Source organism: Micromonospora sp. A200, assembly GCF_029893845.1.
Lineage (GTDB): Bacteria > Actinomycetota > Actinomycetes > Mycobacteriales > Micromonosporaceae > Micromonospora > Micromonospora purpureochromogenes.
Genome location: NZ_JARXXY010000023.1, coordinates 19736 through 41755, shown reverse-complemented (window position 1 = coordinate 41755; position 22020 = coordinate 19736). Strand labels below are relative to the sequence as shown.

The following is a 22020-nucleotide window of genomic DNA, read 5'->3' as shown; positions in this document are numbered from 1 at the left end:
GCGGGTACCGGGTGGGAAACCGCCCGCCCCGCTGACGGGTCAGCGGCCCTTGCGCCGCAGCAGCTCCGAGATCCGCTCGAAACCGGCCCGCAGCTCGTCCTCGCTGGGGGCCGGCTGCGGCGCGACCGGGTGCTCCGCCCGCGCGGCCGCCTGCTCCAACTCCTCGTCGATCACGTCCTCGAAGTCCCCGTAGAGGTCGGACTCGTCGATCCGGGCCGCCTCGTCCTCGGCGGCGATCTGCGCGGCGGCGATCTCGCCGCGCACCTCCTCGGCCGACAACGCCGGCACCAGCGGCTCGACCACCGCCATCAGCTGCTCCTCGGCCACCACCGCCTCGGCCAGGGCCAGGGCGTGCGGGCGCTCGTACGGGCCGCAGACCACCGGCTCCCACTCGGCGGGGTCGCCGAGCGGGCCGAACGTGATGATCCACGGCAGGCCGAGCATCGGCGAGTCGTCCGGCAGGTCCAACGTCACGAGTGCGCCCACGCGCTCATCATGGCCGGTCACGACGCAAAGGTGAGTGGCATTTGCGGCAACTGCCGGTTCGCGCATCGGTCGGTTTCCTGACCTGTTCGTCCGTCGACTCAGCCCGGGCGGGCGGCGTCGAGAGCGGCGCGGACCAGGGCGAGTGCCCGATCCGGCGGCACGCCCAGCCGCACCGCCTCGTCGGCGTACCGGGCCGCCGCCCGCTGCAACCGGTCGGTCGCGTCGTCGCGGCCCGGCGCGACGTACGTCCCGTGCCGCCCCCGGGTCTCCAGCAGCCCGGCCGCCTCCAGCTCCCGGTACGCCCGCGCCACGGTGTTCGCCGCCAGCCCCAGCTCGGCGGCGAACTGGCGCACCGGGGGCAGCCGGGTGCCCACCGGCAGCCGCCCGTCGCCGACCATCGCGGCCAACTGCCCGCGCACCTGCTCGTACGGGGGCACCGCCGAGCCCGGGTCGATCTCGATCAGCACGTCAGCCCGCCCCTCCCGGGGTCCCCGGACCGGTGTCCGGGTCCGTCTCGACGTCCAGGTCCGCCGGGACGGGCCCGTCGGAGAGGTCGACCACCCGCCCGTGCCGGCTGGTCGCGGCGAGCGCCGCGCCGAAGAGCACCAGCTGGTTGAGCAGGTACAGGTAGAGCAGCAGCCCGACCGCACCGGCCACCACCGTGTACGCCGGGTTCCGCTCGGTGCGCACCACGTAGTAGCGCCCGACGGTGTTGAGCAGCGTGATGCCCACCGCGACGATCAGCACCACCGGCCGCAGCCGCCGGCGACTCATCCGCAGCCGGGGCACCGCCACCAGCAGCGCCGTCGCCAGCACCGCGTTGACCACCACGCTGAGCGCCGCGCTGACCGTGGTCAGCCCGACCGAGCCGGTGGCCCGCAGCAGGAAGCGCAGCAGCGACTCCAGGGCGTCGACGGCCGCCACCGAGACGCCGAGCATCACGAAGACCAGCACCAGCACGCCCAGGTCGACCAGGCGGCGCACCACCAGGTTGCCGGGCTGCTGGTTGAAGCCGTACATCAGCCGCTGCGAGGAGCGGATCGCCTCCACCCAGCCGATCCCGGTGAAGACCAGGATGACCAGGCCGATCACGCCGACGGTGTTGCTGCTCTCGGCGATCTGCCCGGGGTCGAGGAACGGCAGGTTCTCCCGCAGGAAGTCGGCGGCGGCGTCGCTGACCTCGTCGTTGTCCTCCAGGATCGCCCCGAAGATCGAGTACGCCACCAGGGCGAGCGCGAAGACGGCGAAGAACCCGTAGTAGGCGATCGCCGCGGCCAGCCGCCCGCCCAGCACGTTCGTGTAGAGGTCGACGGCCCGCCAGAGGTGGTCGAAGCGGGGCCACCGGTGCCGGGCCGTGGTGAACCGGCGGTCGATCCCGCCGGTCAGCCGGCCCCACGCGTCCACCACGTCATCCTCGCCGATCTCCCGCCGCGGGGCGGGCCTGTGGCCACCGGCCCGGTCAGCCGCCGAGCCGGAAGTCCCGGCGGGGTTGCCACCGGGTCGCACCGCTGTGCGAGAAGAGCGTGAACGAGTCCACCTCGAACATGGCCGAGAAGTCGGCCAGGTCCTCGTACGCCCGGTCCAGCGCCTCGGGGGCGACGTCCTGCGCGACGGTGACGTGCGGGTGGTACGGGAAGCGGGCCTCCCGGTGCAGCTCGGGTGCGGCGTTGATGGCGGCGGCGAGCAGCTCGCACTCGCTGATCCCGGCGGCCACCGTCACGAACACCACCTGGGTCACCGGCCGGAACGTGCCCGTGCCCCGCAGGTGCAGGGTGAACGGCAGGTGCCGGGCGGCCACCCGGCTCAGGTGCTCCTCGACCGCCGGCAGCGCCGCCACCGGGATCTCGGTGGGCCCGAGCAGCGTCACGTGCGCCGGGACCACCTGCGGGTCGCCGGACTCGGCCCGGCGCCGGGTGAGCATGCCACCCCACGGCTCCGGGACGTCCACCGCGATCCCGATCTGGATGGTGCCGCCGTCCACCGGCGCCCCGTCCCTGTGATCCACGCTCCGCGCCACCCCTCCACCCGTACCCGTCGGCCTGGAGCCGCTACTCGAAGCGGACCGGGGGGAAGAACCCGATCCGGTCGTACGCGGCGCGCAGCGTCGGCGCGGCGACCGCGCGGGCCTTCTCGGCGCCGGCGGCGAGCAGCTTGTCCAGCTGCGCCGGGTCGTCGAGGTGGGCGCGGGTGCGCTCCTGGATCGGGGTGACGAACTCCCGGACCACCTCGCCGAGGTCCTTCTTGAGGTCGCCGTAGCCCTTGCCGGCGTACGCGGCGACCAGGTCGTCGATGCTCCGGCCGGACAGCGCCGAGTAGATGGTCAGCAGGTTGGAGATGCCCGGCTTGGTCCCGGTGTCGAAGACGATCTCGCGGCCGGTGTCGGTGACCGCAGAGCGGATCTTCTTGGCCGAGCGGGCCGGCTCCTCGAGCAGGTCGATGATGCCGGCCGGCGAGGACGACGACTTCGACATCTTCGCCGTCGGGTCCTGCAGGTCGGTGATCTTCGCGGTGTCCTTGACGATGTGCGGGGCGGGCACCGTGAAGGTCGGGCCGAACAGCGAGTTGAACCGCTGCGCCAGGTCGCGGGAGAGCTCCAGGTGCTGGCGCTGGTCCTCGCCGACGGGCACCGCGTTGGCCTGGTAGAGCAGGATGTCGGCGGCCTGCAGGATCGGGTACGTGAAGAGGCCGACGCTGGCCCGCTCGCTGCCCTGCTTCTGCGACTTGTCCTTGAACTGCGTCATCCGGCTGGCCTCGCCAAAACCGGTGATGCAGCCGAGCACCCAGGCCAGCTGCGAGTGCTCGGGCACCTGCGACTGGACGAACAGGGTGCTGCGCTCCGGGTCGATCCCGACCGCGAAGAGCTGCGCGGCGGCCACCCGGGAGCGCTGCTTCAGCACGGCCGGGTCGTGCCCCGCGGTGATCGCGTGCAGGTCGACCACGCAGTAGAACGCGTCGTGGGTCTCCTGCAGCGCCACCCAGTGCCGCACCGCGCCGAGATAGTTGCCGAGGTGGAACGAGTCGGCCGTCGGCTGGATGCCGGAGAAGACGCGCGGGCGGGCGGGAACGTCGGACATGACGGCAATTCTGTCAGCAACGCCCGGCGTACGTCATGACGGGCCGGCGGGTCGGCTCGCCGCCGGCCCGGCGGGGGTGGTGACCTCGCGCCGCTGCTCGGGCAGGCGCGCCGCGGTGACCGCGACCCGGGACACCCGGCGCCCCTCCAGGGCCAGCACCCGCAGCAGCCAGCCGTCGACCGGCTCGTCCGGCGCCTCGGCGTCGACCGGGGACACCGGCACCTCGTCGCCGGCCACCGGCAGCCGCCCGAGCGCCGCCATCAGGTAGCCGCCGACCGTCTCGTACGGCCCGACGGGCAGCGGCACCCCGGTGCGCTCGGCGAAGTCGGCGAGGTTGAGCCGGCCGTCCACCACGGCGGGCAGGCCCGCGTGCGCGGGCTCGGGGTCGCCGTCGTACTCGTCGTGGATCTCCCCGACCAGCTCCTCGATCAGGTCCTCACACGTGACGATGCCGGCGGTGCCGCCGTACTCGTCGACCACCACCGCCAGGTGGTGTCCCTCCTTGCGCATCTCGGTCAGCGCGGCGAGCACCCGCTTGCTGCCGGGCAGCTGTTTGACCTCGCGGGTCAGCTCGCCGACGGTGGTGCACGGGTCGAGGTCGGGGCGGAGCAGCACGTCCCGCAGGTGCACGAAGCCGACCACGTCGTCCTGGGTGCCGTCGACCACCGGGTAGCGGGTGTGCGTCTCGGCCCGGACCACCCGCTCGGCCTCGGCGATGTTCAGCCCGGCGGAGAGGAAGACGACCTCGGTGCGGGGCATCATCACCTCGCGGACCAGGCTCGCGCCGGCCACCAGCACCTCGTCGATGATCCGCCGCTCGTCCGGGTGGAGCCGGGTGTTGGCCGCGACCAGGTCGCGCAGCTCGTCCTCGCTGATCCGCTCCCGACCGGCCGCCGGGCTGGCGCCGAGCAGGTCGGTGACGAGGCGGGTGGCGCCGTCGGCGGCCCGGACGACGAGCCGGGCCACCGTCCGGGCGATCGGCCCGGGCCGGCGTCGGGGCCGCCCCGACGCGCGTCGACGCAGCCCGGGACCGCCCGCTTCCCGCATGGAAAAGATGGTAAGGCTGCGCGTCACCGCCGACCGGCGATGTTCGGATCTGTTCAGTCGTGAAGGTTTATGATGGAATGAGGCGGGCCGCGACGCTGAGCGCGGGCACAGCGTGCGGGCCGTAGGGTGATCACGAACGGCCGCGACGGGACGCGGCCAGGCAGGAGGACCCGACGTGAAACTGCTCGTCACCGGCGGCGCCGGCTTCATCGGCAGCGTGGTGACCCGGATGCTGCTCGACAACGGCCACGACGTGACGGTCCTCGACGACCTGCGCACCGGCCACCGGGCCGCGCTCGCGCCGGACGCCACCCACGTCGAACTGCCCGTCCACGAGGCCGCCCGGGTGCTCACCCCGGAGGCCGGCTTCGACGGGGTGCTGCACTTCGCCGCGCTGATCGCCGCCGGCGAGTCGATGGTCCGCCCGGAGCTGTACTGGCACGCCAACACGGTCAGCTCGATCGCCCTGATCGACGCCGTCCGCGCCGCCCGGGTACCCCGGCTGGTCTTCTCCTCCACCGCCGCCGTCTACGGCAACCCGACCGAGCTGCCCATCCCGGAGACCGCGGTCAAGGCCCCCACCAACACGTACGGGGCCACCAAGCTCGCCGTCGACATGGCGCTCACCTCCGAGGCGATCGCCCACGACCTGGCCGCCGTCTCGCTGCGCTACTTCAACGTCGCCGGGGCGTACCTCCGCGACGACCTGGCGATCGGCGAACGGCACGACCCGGAGACCCACCTGATCCCGATCGCGCTGGACGTCGCCGCCGGCCGGCGGGAGAAGCTCCAACTCTTCGGCGACGACTACCCCACCGTGGACGGCACCTGCGTGCGCGACTACATCCACGTGGCGGACCTGGCCCGGGCCCACCTGCTGGCGCTCAGCGCCGCCGTACCCGGCCGGCACCGGATCTACAACCTGGGCAACGGCAACGGCTTCACCAACCGCCAGGTGGTCGACGTGGTCCGCGAGGTCACCGGCCACCCGCTGCCGGTGGAGATCGCGCCGCGCCGGGAGGGCGACCCGGCCGAGCTGGTCGCTTCTTCGGCGCTGGCCCGCGAGGAGTTGGGCTGGACGCCGGAGAAGCCGACCCTGCACGACATGGTCGAGGACGCCTGGGCCTTCTACCGGGCGCACGTGCTGGGGCAGCGATGAGCGGGCCGGCCGCGCAGACCGCGCCACCCGGTGTCGCGGCGGGCGACGTCGCGGCCCGCGCCGCCGCCGGCTTCCACGCCGCGTACGGCGAGCCGCCCGCCGGCCGCTGGGCGGCTCCCGGCCGGGCCAACCTGATCGGCGAGCACACCGACTACAACGACGGTTTCGTGCTCCCGTTCGCGCTGACCCTGCGGACCGTGGTCGCCGCCGCCCCGCAACGCGGTGAGCGGTGGACGGTCCGGTCGGAGCTCTCCGCCGAGGCGGTGGAGTTCGGCGCCGCCGAGGTCGACGAGCCGGGCCGGGTCACCGGCTGGGCGGCGTACGTGGCCGGGGTCGTCTGGGCGCTGCGGGAGGCCGGGTACGACGTGCCCGGTGCCCGGCTGGCGATCGCCTCCGACGTACCGGTGGGCTCCGGCCTCTCCTCCTCGGCGGCCATCGAGGCGGCGGTGCTCGCCGCCCTGGTCGACCTGGGCGGGCTGGACCTGCCCGCCGAGAAGCAGCCGCGGCTGGCCCAGCGGGCCGAGAACGCCTACGTCGGCGCACCGACCGGCATCATGGACCAGTCCGCGGTGATCCGCTGCCGGGAGGGGCACGCCCTCTTCCTGGACTGCCGCACCGAGGCCGTCGAACACATCCCGTTCGACCTCGACGCCGCCGGGCTGGCCGTGCTCGTCATCGACAGCCGCGCGCCGCACCGGCACGCCGACGGCGAGTACGCCTCCCGCCGCGCCGCCTGCGAACGGGCCGCCGCGCTGCTCGGGGTGCCGGCGCTGCGGGACGTGCCGGTCGCCGACCTCGACGCCGCGCTGGCCCGGCTCGACGACGACGAGATCCGCCGCCGGGTCCGGCACGTGGTGACCGAGGACCAGCGGGTGCTGGACACCGTCGACCTGCTCCGCGCCGGCCGGGTACGCGAGATCGGCCCGCTGCTCACCGCCTCGCACGCCTCGATGCGGGACGACTTCGAGATCACCGTCCCGGAGATCGACACCGCGGTCGAGGCGGCCCTGGCGGCCGGCGCGCTCGGCGCCCGGATGACCGGCGGCGGCTTCGGCGGCTGCGTCCTCGCCCTGGTCGACGCCAACCAGGCCGACGCCGTGGCCCGCACCGTCACGACCGCCTACGCCAACCGCGGCTTCCCCACCCCCGCCCCCGTCACGGTCCTCCCCGCCCCTGGCGCCACCCGCCTCGACTGACCCCCACCCCGCCCCGCCCCGCCCCGTCGACCTCGGGGGCCTCTTACAGAGAAAGAGTGGCTATCCACGTCGGAATAGCCACTCTTTCTCTGCAAGTGCGTCCGGCCAACCCGGTGGGTCAGGCGGTGTCGACGATCATGCCGGCGGCGACGGTGCGGTTGGTGGTCTCGTCGATGATGACGAAGCCGCCGGTGGTGCGGTTGCGGCGGTACTCGTCGGCGAGCAGCGGCACGGTGGTGCGCAGCCGTACCCGGCCGATCTCGTTGAGCTTCAGCTCGCCGGCCGCCTCGTCCCGGTGCAGGGTGTTGATGTCCAGCCGGTAGTGCAGCCCGCGCACGATGGCCCGGGCCGACCGGGTGGTGTGCTTGATCGCGTACTTGCCGCCGACCTGGAGCGGGCGGGTCTCGTCCATCCAGCAGACCATCGCCTCGATGTCCTGCGACACCGCCGGCGAGTTGTTCGGCCGGCAGATCATGTCGCCCCGCGAGATGTCGATCTCGTCTTGCAGCCGGACGGTCACCGACATCGGCGGGAACGCCTCGGCCACCGGGCCGTCCGCCGTCTCCACCGAGGAGATCCGGCTGGTGAAGCCGGAGGGCAGCACCATCACCTCGTCCCCCGGCTTGAGCACGCCCGAGGCCACCTGCCCGGCGTAGCCGCGGTAGTCGGTGACGGTGGTGGACTGCGGACGGATCACGTACTGCACGGGGAACCGCACGTCGACCAGGTTGCGGTCGGAGGCGATGTGCACCCGCTCCAGGTGGTGCAGCAGCGACGGGCCCTCGTACCAGGGCATGTTCTCCGAGCGGGTGACGATGTTGTCGCCCTTGAGCGCGGAGATCGGCACCACGGTCAGGTCCGGCACGTCGAGCTTCGCGGCGAACGCGGTGAACTCGTCGGCGATCCGCTCGAAGACCTCCTGCGAGTAGTCGACCAGGTCCATCTTGTTCACGCAGAGGACCAGGTGCGGCACCCGCAGCAGCGAGCAGAGGAAGGCGTGCCGGCGGGACTGCTCGACCAGGCCCTTGCGGGCGTCCACCAGGATCAGCGCCAGGTCGGCGGTGGAGGCGCCGGTGACCATGTTCCGGGTGTACTGGATGTGCCCCGGGGTGTCGGCGATGATGAACTTCCGCCGGGGGGTGGCGAAGTAGCGGTACGCCACGTCGATGGTGATGCCCTGCTCCCGCTCGGCGCGCAGGCCGTCGGTGAGCAGCGCCAGGTTGGTGTACTCGTCGCCCCGGGCCGCGCTGACCGCCTCGACGGCGGCGAGCTGGTCGGTGAAGAGCGACTTGGTGTCGTACAGCAGGCGGCCGATCAGGGTGGACTTGCCGTCGTCCACGCTGCCGGCGGTGGCGAAGCGCAGCAGGTCCATCGGCCGGACCTCCGGCCCGGCGCCGGTGGCGGCGCGGCTGTCCGCCGCGCCTCCGGCGATGGTCTCGGTGCTCATCAGAAGTAGCCCTCCCGCTTGCGGTCCTCCATGGCGGCCTCGCTGACCCGGTCGTCGCCGCGGGTCGCGCCGCGCTCGGTGATCCGGGTGGCGGCCACCTCCTCGATCACCTTCTCCACCGTGTCGGCGTCCGAGCGGACGGCCGCGGTGCAGGAGGCGTCGCCCACGGTGCGGTAGCGCACCCGGGCCTTGAACCGCTCCTCCCCCGCGCGGGGGCGGAAGAACTCGTTCACCGCGTAGAGCATGCCGTCGCGCTCGACCACCTCGCGCTCGTGCGCGTAGTAGATCGAGGGCAGCGGGATGCGCTCGCGGGCGATGTAGTGCCAGACGTCCAGCTCGGTCCAGTTGGAGAGCGGGAAGACCCGGATCGACTCGCCCGGGTGGTGCCGGCCGTTGTAGAGCGACCACAGCTCGGGGCGCTGGTTCTTCGGATCCCACTGGCCGAACTCGTCGCGGAAGCTGAACACCCGTTCCTTGGCGCGGGCCTTCTCCTCGTCCCGCCGGGCGCCGCCGAAGAGCGCGTCGAAGCGGTGCTTCTCCACCGCGTCCAGCAGCACCGGGGTCTGGATCCGGTTGCGCATGCCGTCGCCGGACTCGCGGACCATGCCGCTGGCCAGGGCCTCCGGCACGCTGGCCACGATCAGGTGCAGGCCCAGCTCGGCGACCCGCTGGTCGCGGTACTCCAGGACCTCGGGGAAGTTGTGCCCGGTGTCCACGTGCATGACCGGGAAGGGGATGTTGGCCGGGGCGAACGCCTTCTGGGCCAACCGGAGCATGACGATGGAGTCCTTGCCGCCGGAGAAGAGCAGCACCGGGCGCTCCATCTCCGCGACCACCTCGCGCATCACGAAGATGCTCTCCGCCTCGAGCGCGTCGAGGTGGGAGACCTGGTAGAAGCGGGCGGGGGCGGTCATGACACGGTCTCGATCGGCGCGGATCCGCTCATGGATTCCAGACCTTTCCGGTCGGATACATCAAGAACAAGCGCTCAGGCTACCCGGAATGTCTCTGCAGCGCTGCAAGCAACCGAGTGGCGAGATCCTTGCGGCAGACCAACAGGTCCGGCAGCCGCGGATCCGCCTCGTTGTATTTCAGCGCAGAACCGTCGATCCGGGAAGCGTGCAGGCCGGTGGCCGTCGCCACAGCGACCGGGGCGGCCGAGTCCCACTCGTACTGGCCGCCGGCGTGGATGTAGGCGTCCACCTCACCGGTCACCACCGCGGCGATCTTCGCACCGGCCGAGCCCATCGGCACCAGGTGCGCGCCCACGTCCTCCGCCAGGTCACTCAGGAAGACCGGCGGCCGGCTCCGGCTCGCCGCCAGGCGCAGCGTCCGCCCGCCACCCGCGGTCGCCGCCTCCAACGTCAACGGCGGGTACGCCGGCGGGTAGTCGGTGCCGAGCACCCGGTGCTGCGCCGGCAGCCCCACCGCCCCGGCCACCAGCCCGTGCGACGTCGGCGCGTTGCGCGCCCAGAGCGCCACGTGCACCGCCCAGTCCGAGCGCCCCTCCTCGGCGAACTCCCGGGTGCCGTCCAGCGGGTCGACGATCCACACCCGGTCGGCGGTCAGCCGGGACACCGCCGCCGGGTTCACCTCCGCCGCCCAGGCCAGCCGCGAGCCCTCGTCCTCCTCCGACAGGACCGCGTCACCGGGTCGCCACCGGGCGAGCTCGGTACGGATCAGGTCGTGCGAGACCTTGTCCCCGGCCGACTTCAGGGCGCCCGGGTCGGCGAACCCCATCTCGGCACGCAAGCCCAGCAACGCCTGCCCGGCCCGCGCCGCCAGCCACCGGGCGAACGCGCCGTCGATCATCGGAGGACTGCCCACGTACCACTCCCGTCGCCTCGCCGCGATCCGGGTCGCGGGTCGCGGCACGCCAGAAGGCGCAGACTACCGGCCGGGGCGACCCGTTCCGGGTACGCCCCGCCCTCAGGCCCCGTGGTACGCGTTCTGCGTCGGCTCCACGCCCTTGGTGACCACCGACTCCACCACGTCCGCCGCCCGGTCGACCAGGAACTCCAGCTCCTTGCGCTCCGCAGCGCCGAAATCCGACAGTACGTAGTCAGCCGGGTCCTGCCGCCCCGGCGGCCGGCCGATGCCGAACCGCACCCGGACGTACTCCTTCGTCCCCAGCGACTTCGACATCGAGCGCAGGCCGTTGTGCCCGCCCTCGCCGCCGCCGATCTTGATGCGCAGCTGGCCGTACGGGATGTCCAGCTCGTCGTGCACCGCGATCACCCGCTCGGCGGGGATCTTGTGGAACTGGGCCAGCGCCGCCACCGGACCGCCCGAGAGGTTCATGTACGTCAGCGGCTTGACCAGCACCAGCTTCGGCCCGCCGAACCCGAGCCGCCCCTCGGCGACCTCCGCCACCGCCCGCTTGTGCCGGCCGAACTTCGCTCCCACCCGACCCGCCAGCAGGTCGGCGACCAGGAAACCGACGTTGTGCCGGTTACCGGCGTACTCCCGACCGGGGTTGCCCAGGCCGACCACCAGCCACGGCCCCGCCTCGTCCGTCACGTCCCGTCCCTCCCGCTGGGCACAACACCGCACGTGTCCCGATACGCCGGCAGGCGCCCCCCGCTGTCCGCCGGGAGCGCCTGCCGTAAACGATGCGGACCGATCAGGCCCCGGTCTCGGCGCTCTCCTCGCCACCGGCGGCGGCCGGCTCGCCGGCCTCGGCGCCCTCGGACGCCTCGGCGGTCTCCTCGCCGACCCCGGCCTCGACCTCCGCGTCGGCCACCTCGACCTCGGGCAGGGTCGCCTCGAGCTGCTCGGCGGTCGGGGCGGCGGTCACCGAGGCGACCAGCAGCTCCGCGTCGGCAGCCAGCTCGACGCCGGCCGGCAGCTGCACGTCGGCGGCGGTCACCTGGGTGCCGGCCACCAGGCCCTCGATCGAGGCCTCCAGGTGGTCCGGCACCTTGGTGGCGTCGGCGGTCACCGACAGGGTGTCGTGGTCGTGCACGATCAGGGTGTCCCTGGCGGCCTCGCCGGTCAGCTGGACCGCGACCTCGACGGTGACCTTCTCGCCCCGGCGGACCAGCAGCAGGTCGACGTGCTCGAAGCTGTCCTTGATCGGGTCACGCTGGATCGCCTTCGGCAGCGCCAGCACCTGGGTGCCGTCGCTGACCTCGATCGCGAAGAGCTGGTTCGCGCCGCCCTTGCGGATCGCGGCCGCGAACTCGCGGGCCGGAAGCGCGATGTGCTTGGGCTTCTCGCCGTGGCCGTACAGCACGGCGGGCACCTTGCCGGCCCGGCGGGTACGACGGGCACCACCCTTGCCGAACTCGGTACGGGGCTCGGCGCTGATCTTTACCTCGGACACGGGGAAACTCCTGATGCTTTCGCTACGGCGGCTTGTCGTCTTGCGGTGCTGGGGCGAGGGGCTCGCTGGGGCTCATGCGTCATGAACGACTGCCCGGAGCACCGCGTCGATGACGGTGCCTCCGTGCGGTGCTTTTCAGCGACCCGCCGGGCACCCTCGCCGTGGCAACCGCACCAGTCTACCCGAGCTGATTCCGAGGTTTCCGGCAGTCCCCTCATCACCGTCCCCGCCGGCGCGTCGGCCGGCGGGAACGGTGCCGCGCCGCGGTCACCGCCGCGGCGCCGCGCTCAGCTCAGGCCGCCGAAGAGGGTGGTCACCGACCCGTCGTCGAAGACCTCGCGGATCGCCCGGGCCAGCAGCGGCGCGATCGACAGCACGGTGAGCTTGTCGAGCTGCTTCTCCGGCGGGAGCGGCAGCGTGTTGGTCACCACGATCTCGCTGATCGGGCTGTTCTTCAGCCGCTCGGTCGCCGGGTCCGACAGCAGAGCGTGGGTGGAGGCGACGACGATCTCCGCCGCGCCGGACTCCTTGAGGATGTCGGCGGCCTTGCTGATCGTGCCACCCGTGTCGATCATGTCGTCGACGATCAGGCAGACCCGACCCTCGACCTCGCCGACCACCCGGTTCGCCACCACCTGGTTCGGCTTCAGCGGGTCCCGGGTCTTGTGGATGAACGCCAGCGGGCAGCCGCCCAGCCGGTCGGTCCACCGCTCGGCCACCCGCACCCGGCCGGAGTCCGGCGCGACCACGGTCATCGGCCGGCCGGCGTACTTGTGCTCCACGTACTCGGCCAGCACGTCCATCGCGAAGAGGTGGTCCACCGGGCCGTCGAAGAAGCCCTGGATCTGCGCGGTGTGCAGGTCGACCGTGAGGATCCGGTTCGCGCCGGCGGTCTTCAGCAGGTCGGCCACCAGCCGGGCCGAGATCGGCTCCCGACCCCGGTGCTTCTTGTCCTGCCGGGCGTACGGGTAGAACGGCAGCACCACGGTGATCCGCTTGGCCGAACCGCGCTTCAGTGCGTCGATCATGATCAGGGTCTCCATGACCCAGGTGTTCACCCCGTGCGTGACGGACTGCACCACGAAGGCGTCCGAACCGCGCACCGAGTCCTTGAAGCGTACGAAGATCTCGCCGTTGGCGAACTCGTACGCGTCGGAAGGCGTCGGCGCGACGCCGAGCACCTCACCGATCTCCTTGGCCAGCTCCGGAAAGCCACGTCCGGAGAAGAGCATCAGGCTCTTGCGGTTTTCGGCGACGATGCTGCCCATGGGCCCGTCTGCTCCCGTTGGTCGGTGGTTCCCGGCGGCGAAAGCCGGGGACTATTCGGTTGCAGTATCCCCCGCAGCCGACGGCCGTCCCACGGTCTCGGCGTCCCCGTGGATTGCCTCACCTTCCCTTGCGACCGGGCCACCGCCCGACGCACCCTCCGCCAGCGCCCGCTCCGCCGCCGCGGCCGACACCGTGCCGGCCCGCTTGCGGGCCACCCAGCCCTCGATGCTGCGCTGCGGGGCCCGGGTCACCCCGAGCGCGCCCGGCGGCACGTCCTGCGAGATCGCGCTGCCCGCCGCCACGTACGCCCCCGCGCCCACCTCGACCGGCGCGATCAGGCTGGTGTCGCAGCCGATGAAGGCCGCCTCGCCCACCACGGTGCGGTGCTTGTTCACCCCGTCGTAGTTCACGAAGATCGTCGCCGCGCCGATGTTGGCCTTCGCCCCGATCGTCGCGTCACCCACGTACGACAGGTGCGGCACCTTGGCGCCCGGGCCGACCTCGGAGTTCTTCACCTCGACGAACGTGCCGACCTTCGACTTCTCGGCCAGCCGGGCGGCCGGGCGCAGGTACGCGTACGGCCCCACGCTGGCCCCCGGACCCACCTCGGCGCCCACCGCGTGGCTGCGCAGCACGGTCGCCGCCGCCCCCACCACGGTGTCGATCAGCGTCACGTCCGGCCCGACGACGGCCTGCGCGCCGACCACCGTCGTGCCCCGCAGCTGGGTGTTCTGGTCGATCACCGCGTCCCGCTCCACGGCGGCGGTGACGTCGATCCAGGTGGTCTCCGGGTCGAGGATGCTCACCCCGGTCCGCATCCACGCCTCGTTGACCCGGTCGCGCAGCAGCCGGCGCAGCCCCGCCAGCTCCACCCGGTCGTTGCAGCCCAGCGTCTCGACGTGGTCCGCGGCGACGTGCACGCCCACCGGCTCCCCGGCCGAGACGAGCAGGCCGAAGACGTCGGTGAGGTACTCCTCGCCCTGGTCGTTGTCGGTGGAGAGCTTGCCCAGCGCGTCCCGCAGCCGCACCGCGTCGAACGCGTAGATGCCGGCGTTGATCTCCCGCAGCGCGCGCTGCGCCGGGGTCGCGTCCCGCTCCTCGACGATCTGCTCCAGCCGCCCCGCGGCGTCGCGCACGATCCGGCCCAGGCCGGTCGGGTCGGGCACCTCGGCGGCGAGCACGGTCGCCGCCGCGCCCTCGCCCTCGTGCGCCGCCACCAGCGCGGCCACCGTCTCGGCGCGCAGCAGCGGGACGTCCCCGTTGATCACGACCACCGTGCCGGAGGCCTCCGGCACCGCCTCCAGCGCGATCCGCACGGCGTGCCCGGTGCCGAGCTGCTGCGCCTGGAGGACCGGGGTGGCGCCCGGGGCGATCTCGGTCAGGTGCGCCCGGACCTGCTCGGCGCCGTGGCCGACCACCACCACGGTGCGGTCGGCGGCCAGCGGCGCGGCCGCGGTCAGCACGTGACCGAGCAGCGTACGACCGAGCAGTGGGTGCAGCACCTTGGGCAGCGCCGACTTCATCCGCTTGCCCTCACCGGCGGCGAGCACGACGACGGTACGGAGGTGGGGCTGGGGCACGACGTGGCTCCCGTCGGGAAGGCGACAGTCTCGCGGCCATGCTAACCAGACTGCGGGGCGCTTAGTCCCATACCCCACGTGCGGCGCGATATCGGAGAAGGCTCGGCCGCCAGGGTTCGAACCTGAAACACGGGTACCAAAGACCCGGGTGTTGCCAATTACACCACGGCCGACTGTGACGCAAGACAGCTTAGCGCCTCCCTCTCAGCGGCCCCACCCCTACGTGATCGCTGCACCGAGCCCTGCGACGAGACCCTCAATTCTCCAGTACAGCTCTCGACTCCGCGGCACATCGATGACCAGGCAGCCGTGGTACTCCTCCTGCGTGTTGTAACGGATCGTCGGCCGATGCCGCTTCAGCGTTGCCCGCTGAAATCGGGTGGCCGATAGCTCGAGTGTGTGGACCCACCACTGCTCGGCAGCGGCGACATCGGCGGACTCGTGAATGCTCACCCGGTAGGTCGGCACGTTTCGGTCGACTCCGCACGTTTCAAGGAAGCGGAGGAACAGCCGGGGCAGGCGGGCATCACTGTTGACGAACTGAACGTGGTCCTGACGTCGCCACGGCTTCGACTTGGATCCCTCGCACCAGTAGATCGCCGCGCCCAGGAGCAGCAGATCCCGTTCCGCCAGCGCACCCACCACGCCGGCCGCCGCCCGATGCGCGGCAGCCTGCGCCTCGTCCCGCGCCGCGCGGTGGGCGGCCCACCGGGCGTCCGTCATCACCTTCGAGTGCGCCCGGCGTCGTGCCGCCGCCTCGTCGCTCCCGTCGAGCGGCAGATGCCGCACCCAGAGGTACGCGGTCGACTTGGCCACCCCGAGCCGCTGGGCGATGTCGTTCACCGAGCAGCCCTGACCACGCAGCTGCACCGCCTCCGCCCGCAACCCGTCCTTGGCGTTGGGCCGCCGGGTCCACTCCGGCGGCGGCACCCCGCGCAGCAGCTCGTGCACCCGGTTGCGGCCGAGACCGGTCCGGGCCCGGATCTGGCGGACGGACAGCTTCTCCTCGGCACGCAGCCGGCGCACCTCGTCGGCGGTCGGATCGCTCACGGCAGGAAACTTAGAACTGCCGTACGACAGGCCCTTCATTCATGTCCGCAACTGTTCACTCCACCGGGGCGGAGCCCTAAGTTACGGTGACGTAGGCGTATATCTCCGCTGGGAGGTGCCATGTCGACCGTGACGGACGAGAGTGCCACCGGGCCGAAGCCACTCACCCAGGGCCCGCAGTCCACGGGCATCCTGATCGCGCTGTGGGCCTTCGTGGTCGTACCCTTCCTGGCCCTGCTCGCCGCCGTCCCGGTCGCCTGGGGCGGCTGGCTGGGCGGCCCGGACCTGGCCATCGCGGCCTTCTGGTACCTCCTCTCCGGGCTGGGCATCACCATCGGCTACCACCGGTACTTCACCCACGGCTCGTTCAAGGCCCCGCGCCCGGTGCGGGTGGCGTTGGCGGTGGCGGGCTCGTTCGCCGTGCAGGGCGAGATCATCCAGTGGGTCGCCGACCACCGCCGGCACCACGCGTTCTCCGACGCCGAGGGTGACCCGCACTCGCCGTGGCGCTACGGCGAGAGCGTCCGCGGGCTGGCCCGGGGCCTGTTCCACGCCCACGTGGGCTGGCTGTTCGGCCGGGAGTTGTCCAACCGGGCCCGCTTCGCCCCGGACCTGCTGGCCGACCGGGACACCCGGCGGGTGGACCGGCTCTTCCCGCTGCTGGTGGTGGTCTCAGTGCTGGGGCCGGCCGTGATGGGCGGCCTGGCGACCTGGTCCTGGTCCGGGGCGTGGACGGCGCTCTTCTGGGGCGGTCTGGTCCGCATCGCGTTGCTGCACCACGTGACCTGGTCGATCAACTCGGTCTGCCACGTCTACGGCGAGCGGCCGTTCGCCGTGCGGCAGGGCGACCGGGCGTCGAACTTCTGGCCGCTGGCGCTCCTGTCGTTCGGCGAGAGCTGGCACAACCTGCACCACGCCGACCCGACGAGCGCGCGGCACGGCGTGCTGCGCGGCCAGGTGGACATCTCCGCCCGGGTGATCTGGCTGCTGGAGAAGGCCGGCGCGGCCCGGGACGTCCGCTGGCCGAAACCGGAGCGGATCGCCGCCAAGCTGGTGAAGCCGGCCGCACGGCGCTGAAACCGGGCGATGCCCGCGGAGGTTACCTGGCAGTATGGCCGGGTGACCGAGGTAGACGGGCACGGCGGCAGGAACATCCCACGACAGGGCGTCACCGAGCGCCGGCGAGGTGACGAGATGGCGGACGAGGCCACCGACGGACGGCGGCGGGCGGCGAGCCCGCCGGCCGCGAAGCCCACCTCCCGGGTACGCATGTCCGCGGCGCAGCGGCGGGAGCAACTGATCTCGATCGGCCGGCAGATCTTCGCCGAGCGCGGGTTCGACGCCACCTCCATCGAGGAGGTGGCGTCGCGGGCCAAGGTGTCCAAGCCGGTGATCTACGAGCACTTCGGCGGCAAGGAGGGCCTCTACGCGGTGGTGGTCGACCGCGAGGTGCGCGCCCTGCTGGACCGGATCGCCACGGCGTTGACCGCCGGGCACCCGCGCGAGCTGCTGGAGCAGGCGGCGCTGGCGCTGCTCACCTACATCGAGGAGGAGACCAGCGGGTTCCGGGTGCTGGTCCGGGAGTCGCCGCTGATGGCGGCGACGGGGAACTTCAGCAGCGTGATGAACGACGTCGGGCACCAGGTGGAGCACATCCTGGCGGCCGAGTTCTCCACCCGGGGGTACGACCCCAAGCTGGCCGAGCTCTACTCGCAGGCCCTGGTCGGGATGGTGGCGTTGACGGGCCGCTGGTGGCTGGAGGTGCGCAAGCCGCGCAAGGAGACGGTGGCGGCGCACCTGGTGAACCTGTCCTGGAACGGGCTGTCCCACCTGGAGGCGAAGCCGGGTCTGATCACCCGCAAGCGGGCCTGACCGCCGGCCGGTTCAGCGGGTGCCGGCCTCCGCGATCGGGTGTTCCCGGCGGCGGCGCTCCTCTTCGGCGTGCTCGTCCGTGCCGACCTTGTCGTAGAGGCCGGTGGCGAGCAGCAGCAGGCCGAAGAGCATCGACACGATCACCGTGGACATGGAGAAGTTCAGGAAGTTCGCGGTGGTCTGCAGGACGGCCATCATGGCGATGCTGGTGACCAGGAAGACCGCCCCGGCGGCCAGGTTCATGTGATGCCCGAGGTTGCTGCGTCGGGACGCCCCGATCATCAGCACGATCCCGAAGACCACGGAGACCAGCGAGAACGCCAGGTTGGTGCGGAGCCCGAGCGCCCAGTTGGGGCCCCGGCCGAAGAGCGGCTGCCCCCAGGTCTCGAAGACACCCCAGACGCCGAAGACCAGGATGTAGAGCCCGACCAGCCCGGAGAAGACCCGGTACAGCGGGCGCGCCGGATGGTTCACCGGAAAGTGCGCCATTGACCCCTCCGTCCGAGAAGACCTCTTTCCGGAGGATTCTCCCCCCAGACCGGACCCGCCGTCCGGCGAATAGCCGGGCAGCCGGGCAGCCCCGCCGAACGAAAGATCCCGCCCCGCCCGGAAGCAAGCCACGGACGAAGCGGGACCACGGCCGGTTTCGCCGGAGCCCGACCCGCGCAGGGATCAAGCCTGACCGCGCGGAGCGGGTCGGGCTCCGGCGAAAACCCGAAGCGCGACCGAGAAGAGGATCAGAGGACGAGCCGGGCCTTCTCCCAGGCGTCCTTCTCCTCGTCGGTGCCGACCTTGCCGTACATGCCGGCCATCAGCAGGACCATGCTGAGCGTCAGCACCACGATCACGGTGAGGATGCTGAAGTTGCCGATGTTGGCGTCGGTCTGCAGGAACGCCAGCTCGGCCAGGCCGAGCACCATCAGGCCGTAGGCCAGGAACTGGTTGATCGCCACGTCGAGGTTGCGGCCGATCACGGTGCCGGCCAGCACGAGGATGCCGAGCAGGATGCTCAGCAGCGAGAATCCGAGGTTCGTCCCCTGACCCAGGACCTTGGTGTCATCCTGGGCGAAGAGGTCGTTGCCCGCGCTCGCGATGACGCCGAGCACACCGAAGACCACCAGGTACAGACCAACGAGCCCGCCGATCGCCCGGTAGATCGGCCGCGCGGGGTGGTTGACGGGGGTATGGGCCATGTCTGAGTCTCCAACGCCGTGGGGATGAGAGAGGTCGACGACGATTGTCCCGCACGCCGGGATGTGACGCCGCACACGGCCCCCGTCTCGTGCCGGGACGCGGGCGCGGCGGCGGTCAGACCGGCGGGACCTCGTCGGCCAGGGTGAGCCAGGTCTCCTCGGTCCGCTCCCGCTCGGCGCGGATCTCCTTGAGCTGCGCGTCGAGTTCGGCGACCCTGGCGTAGTCGGTGGCGTGCGCGGCGAGCTGGTCGAGCAGCCCGGTCTCCTTCTGATCCAGCTTGGCGATCTGCCGTTCCAGCCGGCTCAGCTCCTTGCGGGCCTGCCGGGCCTCAGCGGCGGACATGCCGGTCGGTGCCGCGGCGCCCGGGGCGGCCGTGGGAGCCGCCGGGATCCGCGCCGGCTCCGCACCGCCGGCCCGCGACAGGTACTCGTCGACCCCGCCGGGCAGGTGCACCAGCCGGCCGTCGCCGAACATCCCGTACGCGACGTCGGTGACCCGCTCGATCAGGTAACGGTCGTGGCTGGCCACGATGATCGTCCCGGGCCAGGAGTCGAGCAGGTCCTCCAGCGAGGCCAGGGTGTCGGTGTCCAGGTCGTTGGTGGGCTCGTCGAACAGCAGCACGTTGGGCTCGCCGGCGAGCAGTCGGAGCATCTGCAACCGGCGGCGCTCCCCACCGGAGAGGTCGCTGACCGGCGTCCAGAGCCGCCGGTCGTCGAAGCCGAAGATCTCGGCGAGCTGGGCGGCGGAGATCTCCCGGTCGCCGAGCTGCACCCGGCGGGCGATCTCCTCGACGGCTTCCAGGACCCGCAGGTGACCCGGGAGTTCGGCGAGTTCCTGCGACAGGAACGCGGGCCGGACGGTGGAGCCGGTGTGGAACCGGCCGCCGTCGGGGCGGGTGATGCCGGCGAGCATCCGCAGCAGGGTGGTCTTGCCGGCGCCGTTGCGGCCGAGGATGGCGATCCGGTCACCGGGGCCGACCTGCCAGGTGGCGTCGTGCAGGATCTCCTTGGGGCCGGCGTTCAGGCGGACGTGCTCCAGGTCGTACACCTGCTTGCCGAGCCGGGCGGTGGCGAGCCGTTGCAGCGACATGGTGTCGCGCGGCGGCGGGACGTCGGCGATGAGCGCGTTGGCCGCGTCGATCCGGAACCGCGGCTTGGAGGTACGGGCGGGCGGGCCGCGGCGCAGCCAGGCGATCTCCTTGCGGAGCAGGTTCTGCCGGCGCGCCTCGGTGGCCGCGGCGACCCGCTCCCGCTCGACGCGGGCGAGGGTCCAGGCGGCGAAGCCGCCCTCGTAGGCGCGGACGGCCTGGTCGGCGACCTCCCAGGTGGAGCTGCAGACCGCGTCCAGGAACCACCGGTCGTGGGTGACCACGACCAGCGCGCCCTTGCGGCCGACCAGGTACGTCGCCAACCAGTCGACCCCGCCGACGTCGAGGTGGTTGGTGGGCTCGTCGAGGATCAGCAGGTCCGACTCGCGGACCAGCAGCGCGGCCAGCGCGACCCGGCGCCGCTCGCCGCCGGACATCGGGCCGACCGGCTGGTCGAGGCCGAGGTGCGGCATGCCGAGGCCGTCGAGGATGGCCCGGACGCCGGCGTCGCCGGCCCACTCGTGCTCGGCGCCCATGCTCTGGCCGAGCCAGGCGGTGCCGAGCACCACGTCCCGGACGGTGGCCTCGGGAGCGAGGGTGAGGCTCTGCGGCAGCCAGAGGACCCGCAGGTCGCGGCGGTGGGTGACCCGGCCGTCGTCCGGTTCCTCCTGCTTGGTGAGCAGCCGCAGCAGGGTGGACTTGCCGGCGCCGTTGAGGCCGACCACGCCGATCCGGTCGGCGTCGTCGAGGCCGAGCGAGACGTCGGTGAGCAGCGGACCGGCAGCGCCGTACCCCTTGGACACCCGGTCCAGGTTGACGATGTTGGCCACGACCTCACCTCCCATGATCAAGGCGTCCCGGTGCCGGCTGGCACCTGGGGACGCCTGACCTCCAAGGGTACGCGGACCGCCTGGCCGCCCGCGCCGCGCGGCTCCGGCCGGCAGGCTGCCCTGCACGGGGGTCGCCCGGCCGCCCCGGCCCGGCGCGCACGATCAACTCCGGGTCGCCGGAACGGGGGTGTCCCCGCCACCCGGACACCCATGTCGCCGACCTGGAGTCGATCTTGCCGGCGCGACGCGCCGTGGCGCTCGCCGGGCGAGGCCGGCGCCCGAGGTGTCGGGGGCGCGGGGCGCGCCGGTCAGGTGATGCGGGCTCCGGCGACCGGCCCGTGGGCGAGCCGGGCCTCCCGGCACACCTCGGCCGCCTCCAGCTCGCCGGCGATCCGCGCGGCGTGGGCGGCGTCGGTGGCGAGGAAGACGCAGGTGGGGCCGGAGCCGGAGACGATGCCGGCCAGCGCCCCGGCCGCCTCGCCGGCCTTGAGGGTGTCGGCCAGCGACGGGCGCATGGCCAGCGCGGCGTCCTGGAGGTCGTTGCCGAGGGTGGCGGCGAGCACCCGGGGGTCGCGCTGGCGCAGCGCGGCGAGCAGCGCGTCGGTGCTGCCCAGCGGCTCACCGGCGCTGCCGGCGTCGCGGAGCCGGTCCAGCTCCCGGTAGGCCGCCGGGGTGGACAGGCCGCCGTCGGCGACGGCGACCACCCAGTGCCAGGAGGTGGGGCGGGCCAGCACCGGGCTGACCGCCTCGCCCCGGCCGGTGCCCAGGGCGGTGCCGCCGTGGATCAGGAAGGGCACGTCCGAACCGAGGTCGGCGGCGATGCCGGCCAGCTCGTCGCGGGACAGCCCGGTGCCCCAGAGCGCGTCGCAGGCGACCAGCGCCGCGGCCGCGTCGGCGCTGCCGCCGGCCAGGCCACCGGCGAGCGGGATCTGCTTGCGCAGGTGCAGCCGGGCGTGCGGCAGCACCCCGGCGTACCCGGCGAGGGCGTGGGCGGCCCGGATCACCAGATTGGTGTCGTCCAGGGCCAGCTCGCCGGCGCCCTCGCCCTCCATGGTCAGGGTGAGCGTGTCGCCCCGGCGGGCGGTGAGCTCGTCGTGGATGGAGATGGCGTGGTAGACGGTGTTCAGCTCGTGGTAGCCGTCGCGGCGCAACGGCCCCACCCCGAGGTGCAGGTTGACCTTCGCCGGCACCCGGACGCGGACCGGTCCGCTGGCGCCGCGCCGCTGCTGCTCGTCGTCGTCCGGTCGCCAGGCCTCGGTCACGGGGCGAGGTCCCGCCGGCGCGGGCGGATGTCGAACGGCTTCTCCACGATCAGCTCCTCGGCGGAGTCGGCGGCCGGCTCGCGGCGGCCGTCAACCAGGTCGTACGCGTACACGTGCGGCGTGCCCCCGGCGGACACGGCGC

General features: G+C 72.7%; 23 protein-coding genes and 1 tRNA gene. 4 read left to right on the top strand and 20 right to left on the bottom strand.

What is annotated here, in order from left to right; all coding sequences use genetic code 11:
• Positions 1-39 precede the first annotated feature (39 nt).
• The 6 genes from M2302_RS21935 to M2302_RS21910 all read right to left on the bottom strand — a co-directional run bounded on the left by M2302_RS21935 (position 40) and on the right by M2302_RS21910 (position 4607).
• Positions 40-486 (bottom strand): hypothetical protein, encoded by a 447-nt coding sequence (locus tag M2302_RS21935; protein WP_210775092.1) that lies wholly within the window; start codon positions 484-486, stop codon positions 40-42.
• A 98-nt stretch (positions 487-584) separates the two neighbouring features.
• Complete coding sequence (locus M2302_RS21930) at positions 585-953, bottom strand: GntR family transcriptional regulator (protein ID WP_154939716.1); 369 nt, start codon at positions 951-953, stop codon at positions 585-587.
• 1 nt (position 954) lies between these two features.
• A complete protein-coding gene (locus M2302_RS21925) occupies positions 955-1872 on the bottom strand; it encodes a YihY/virulence factor BrkB family protein (RefSeq protein ID WP_280839785.1) in 918 nt (305 codons plus the stop codon).
• Positions 1873-1945: 73 nt separating this feature from the next.
• Entirely contained in the window at positions 1946-2491 is a 546-nt protein-coding gene (locus M2302_RS21920; protein ID WP_280839729.1) for a 2'-5' RNA ligase family protein, read from the bottom strand.
• A gap of 43 nt (positions 2492-2534) precedes the next feature.
• Positions 2535-3560: a tryptophan--tRNA ligase gene (gene trpS / locus M2302_RS21915; RefSeq protein ID WP_280839728.1), complete on the bottom strand. Its 1026-nt coding sequence runs from the start codon at positions 3558-3560 to the stop codon at positions 2535-2537.
• Positions 3561-3593: 33 nt separating this feature from the next.
• Positions 3594-4607 (bottom strand): hemolysin family protein, encoded by a 1014-nt coding sequence (locus M2302_RS21910; RefSeq protein ID WP_280839727.1) that lies wholly within the window; start codon positions 4605-4607, stop codon positions 3594-3596.
• 175 nt (positions 4608-4782) lie between these two features.
• Here M2302_RS21910 and galE point away from each other — a divergent pair, with 175 nt between their 5' ends.
• Complete coding sequence (gene galE / locus M2302_RS21905; RefSeq protein WP_280839726.1) at positions 4783-5766, top strand: UDP-glucose 4-epimerase GalE; 984 nt, start codon at positions 4783-4785, stop codon at positions 5764-5766.
• A complete protein-coding gene (gene galK / locus M2302_RS21900) occupies positions 5763-6962 on the top strand; it encodes a galactokinase (protein WP_280839725.1) in 1200 nt (399 codons plus the stop codon). Before galE ends, galK begins: the two co-directional genes overlap by 4 nt.
• A 118-nt stretch (positions 6963-7080) precedes the next feature.
• Here galK and cysN read toward each other — a convergent pair whose 3' ends face one another.
• The 9 genes from cysN to M2302_RS21855 all read right to left on the bottom strand — a co-directional run bounded on the left by cysN (position 7081) and on the right by M2302_RS21855 (position 15672).
• Positions 7081-8409, bottom strand: coding sequence for a sulfate adenylyltransferase subunit CysN (gene cysN, locus M2302_RS21895; protein ID WP_280839724.1), 1329 nt, complete (start codon positions 8407-8409; stop codon positions 7081-7083).
• Positions 8409-9323 (bottom strand): sulfate adenylyltransferase subunit CysD, encoded by a 915-nt coding sequence (cysD, locus tag M2302_RS21890; RefSeq protein WP_154939732.1) that lies wholly within the window; start codon positions 9321-9323, stop codon positions 8409-8411. The genes cysN and cysD overlap by 1 nt, the downstream gene beginning before the upstream one ends.
• A 79-nt stretch (positions 9324-9402) precedes the next feature.
• Entirely contained in the window at positions 9403-10221 is an 819-nt protein-coding gene (locus M2302_RS21885) for an inositol monophosphatase family protein (protein ID WP_280839784.1), read from the bottom strand.
• Between the two features lie 117 nt (positions 10222-10338).
• Entirely contained in the window at positions 10339-10929 is a 591-nt protein-coding gene (gene pth / locus M2302_RS21880; RefSeq protein ID WP_280839723.1) for an aminoacyl-tRNA hydrolase, read from the bottom strand.
• Positions 10930-11032: 103 nt separating this feature from the next.
• Positions 11033-11734 (bottom strand): 50S ribosomal protein L25/general stress protein Ctc, encoded by a 702-nt coding sequence (locus M2302_RS21875; RefSeq protein ID WP_280839722.1) that lies wholly within the window; start codon positions 11732-11734, stop codon positions 11033-11035.
• 287 nt (positions 11735-12021) lie between these two features.
• Entirely contained in the window at positions 12022-13002 is a 981-nt protein-coding gene (locus M2302_RS21870) for a ribose-phosphate diphosphokinase (protein ID WP_238449438.1), read from the bottom strand.
• A gap of 51 nt (positions 13003-13053) precedes the next feature.
• On the bottom strand, positions 13054-14583 hold the full coding sequence (gene glmU, locus M2302_RS21865; RefSeq protein ID WP_348529439.1) for a bifunctional UDP-N-acetylglucosamine diphosphorylase/glucosamine-1-phosphate N-acetyltransferase GlmU: 1530 nt from the start codon (positions 14581-14583) through the stop codon (positions 13054-13056).
• Between the two features lie 101 nt (positions 14584-14684).
• Positions 14685-14756 (bottom strand) — tRNA-Gln (locus M2302_RS21860).
• A 46-nt stretch (positions 14757-14802) separates the two neighbouring features.
• A complete protein-coding gene (locus M2302_RS21855; protein ID WP_280839721.1) occupies positions 14803-15672 on the bottom strand; it encodes a helix-turn-helix domain-containing protein in 870 nt (289 codons plus the stop codon).
• A gap of 81 nt (positions 15673-15753) precedes the next feature.
• Between M2302_RS21855 and M2302_RS21850 the strand changes: the two genes are divergently transcribed.
• Positions 15754-16710 (top strand): acyl-CoA desaturase, encoded by a 957-nt coding sequence (locus M2302_RS21850; protein WP_280839720.1) that lies wholly within the window; start codon positions 15754-15756, stop codon positions 16708-16710.
• A 117-nt stretch (positions 16711-16827) separates the two neighbouring features.
• Positions 16828-17505, top strand: a complete 678-nt coding sequence (locus tag M2302_RS21845; RefSeq protein WP_280839782.1) for a TetR/AcrR family transcriptional regulator — start codon at positions 16828-16830, stop codon at positions 17503-17505.
• A gap of 12 nt (positions 17506-17517) precedes the next feature.
• On the opposite strand, the gene M2302_RS21840 is transcribed toward M2302_RS21845, so the two are convergent.
• From M2302_RS21840 to M2302_RS21820, 5 genes are all read right to left on the bottom strand, one after another.
• Positions 17518-17994: a DUF4383 domain-containing protein gene (locus M2302_RS21840; RefSeq protein WP_280839719.1), complete on the bottom strand. Its 477-nt coding sequence runs from the start codon at positions 17992-17994 to the stop codon at positions 17518-17520.
• 248 nt (positions 17995-18242) lie between these two features.
• Positions 18243-18698 carry a DUF4383 domain-containing protein gene (locus M2302_RS21835; protein WP_280839718.1) on the bottom strand — a complete coding sequence of 152 codons (456 nt, stop codon included), beginning with the start codon at positions 18696-18698 and terminating at the stop codon, positions 18243-18245.
• A gap of 115 nt (positions 18699-18813) precedes the next feature.
• The gene (locus tag M2302_RS21830) at positions 18814-20616 is read right to left on the bottom strand and encodes an ABC-F family ATP-binding cassette domain-containing protein (protein WP_280839717.1); all 1803 of its coding nucleotides are present in this window, start codon (positions 20614-20616) and stop codon (positions 18814-18816) included.
• 308 nt (positions 20617-20924) lie between these two features.
• Positions 20925-21878, bottom strand: coding sequence for a 4-(cytidine 5'-diphospho)-2-C-methyl-D-erythritol kinase (locus M2302_RS21825; RefSeq protein WP_280839716.1), 954 nt, complete (start codon positions 21876-21878; stop codon positions 20925-20927).
• Complete coding sequence (locus M2302_RS21820; RefSeq protein WP_210775075.1) at positions 21875-22015, bottom strand: hypothetical protein; 141 nt, start codon at positions 22013-22015, stop codon at positions 21875-21877. The genes M2302_RS21825 and M2302_RS21820 overlap by 4 nt, the downstream gene beginning before the upstream one ends.
• Between the last annotated feature and the right edge of the window lie 5 nt (positions 22016-22020).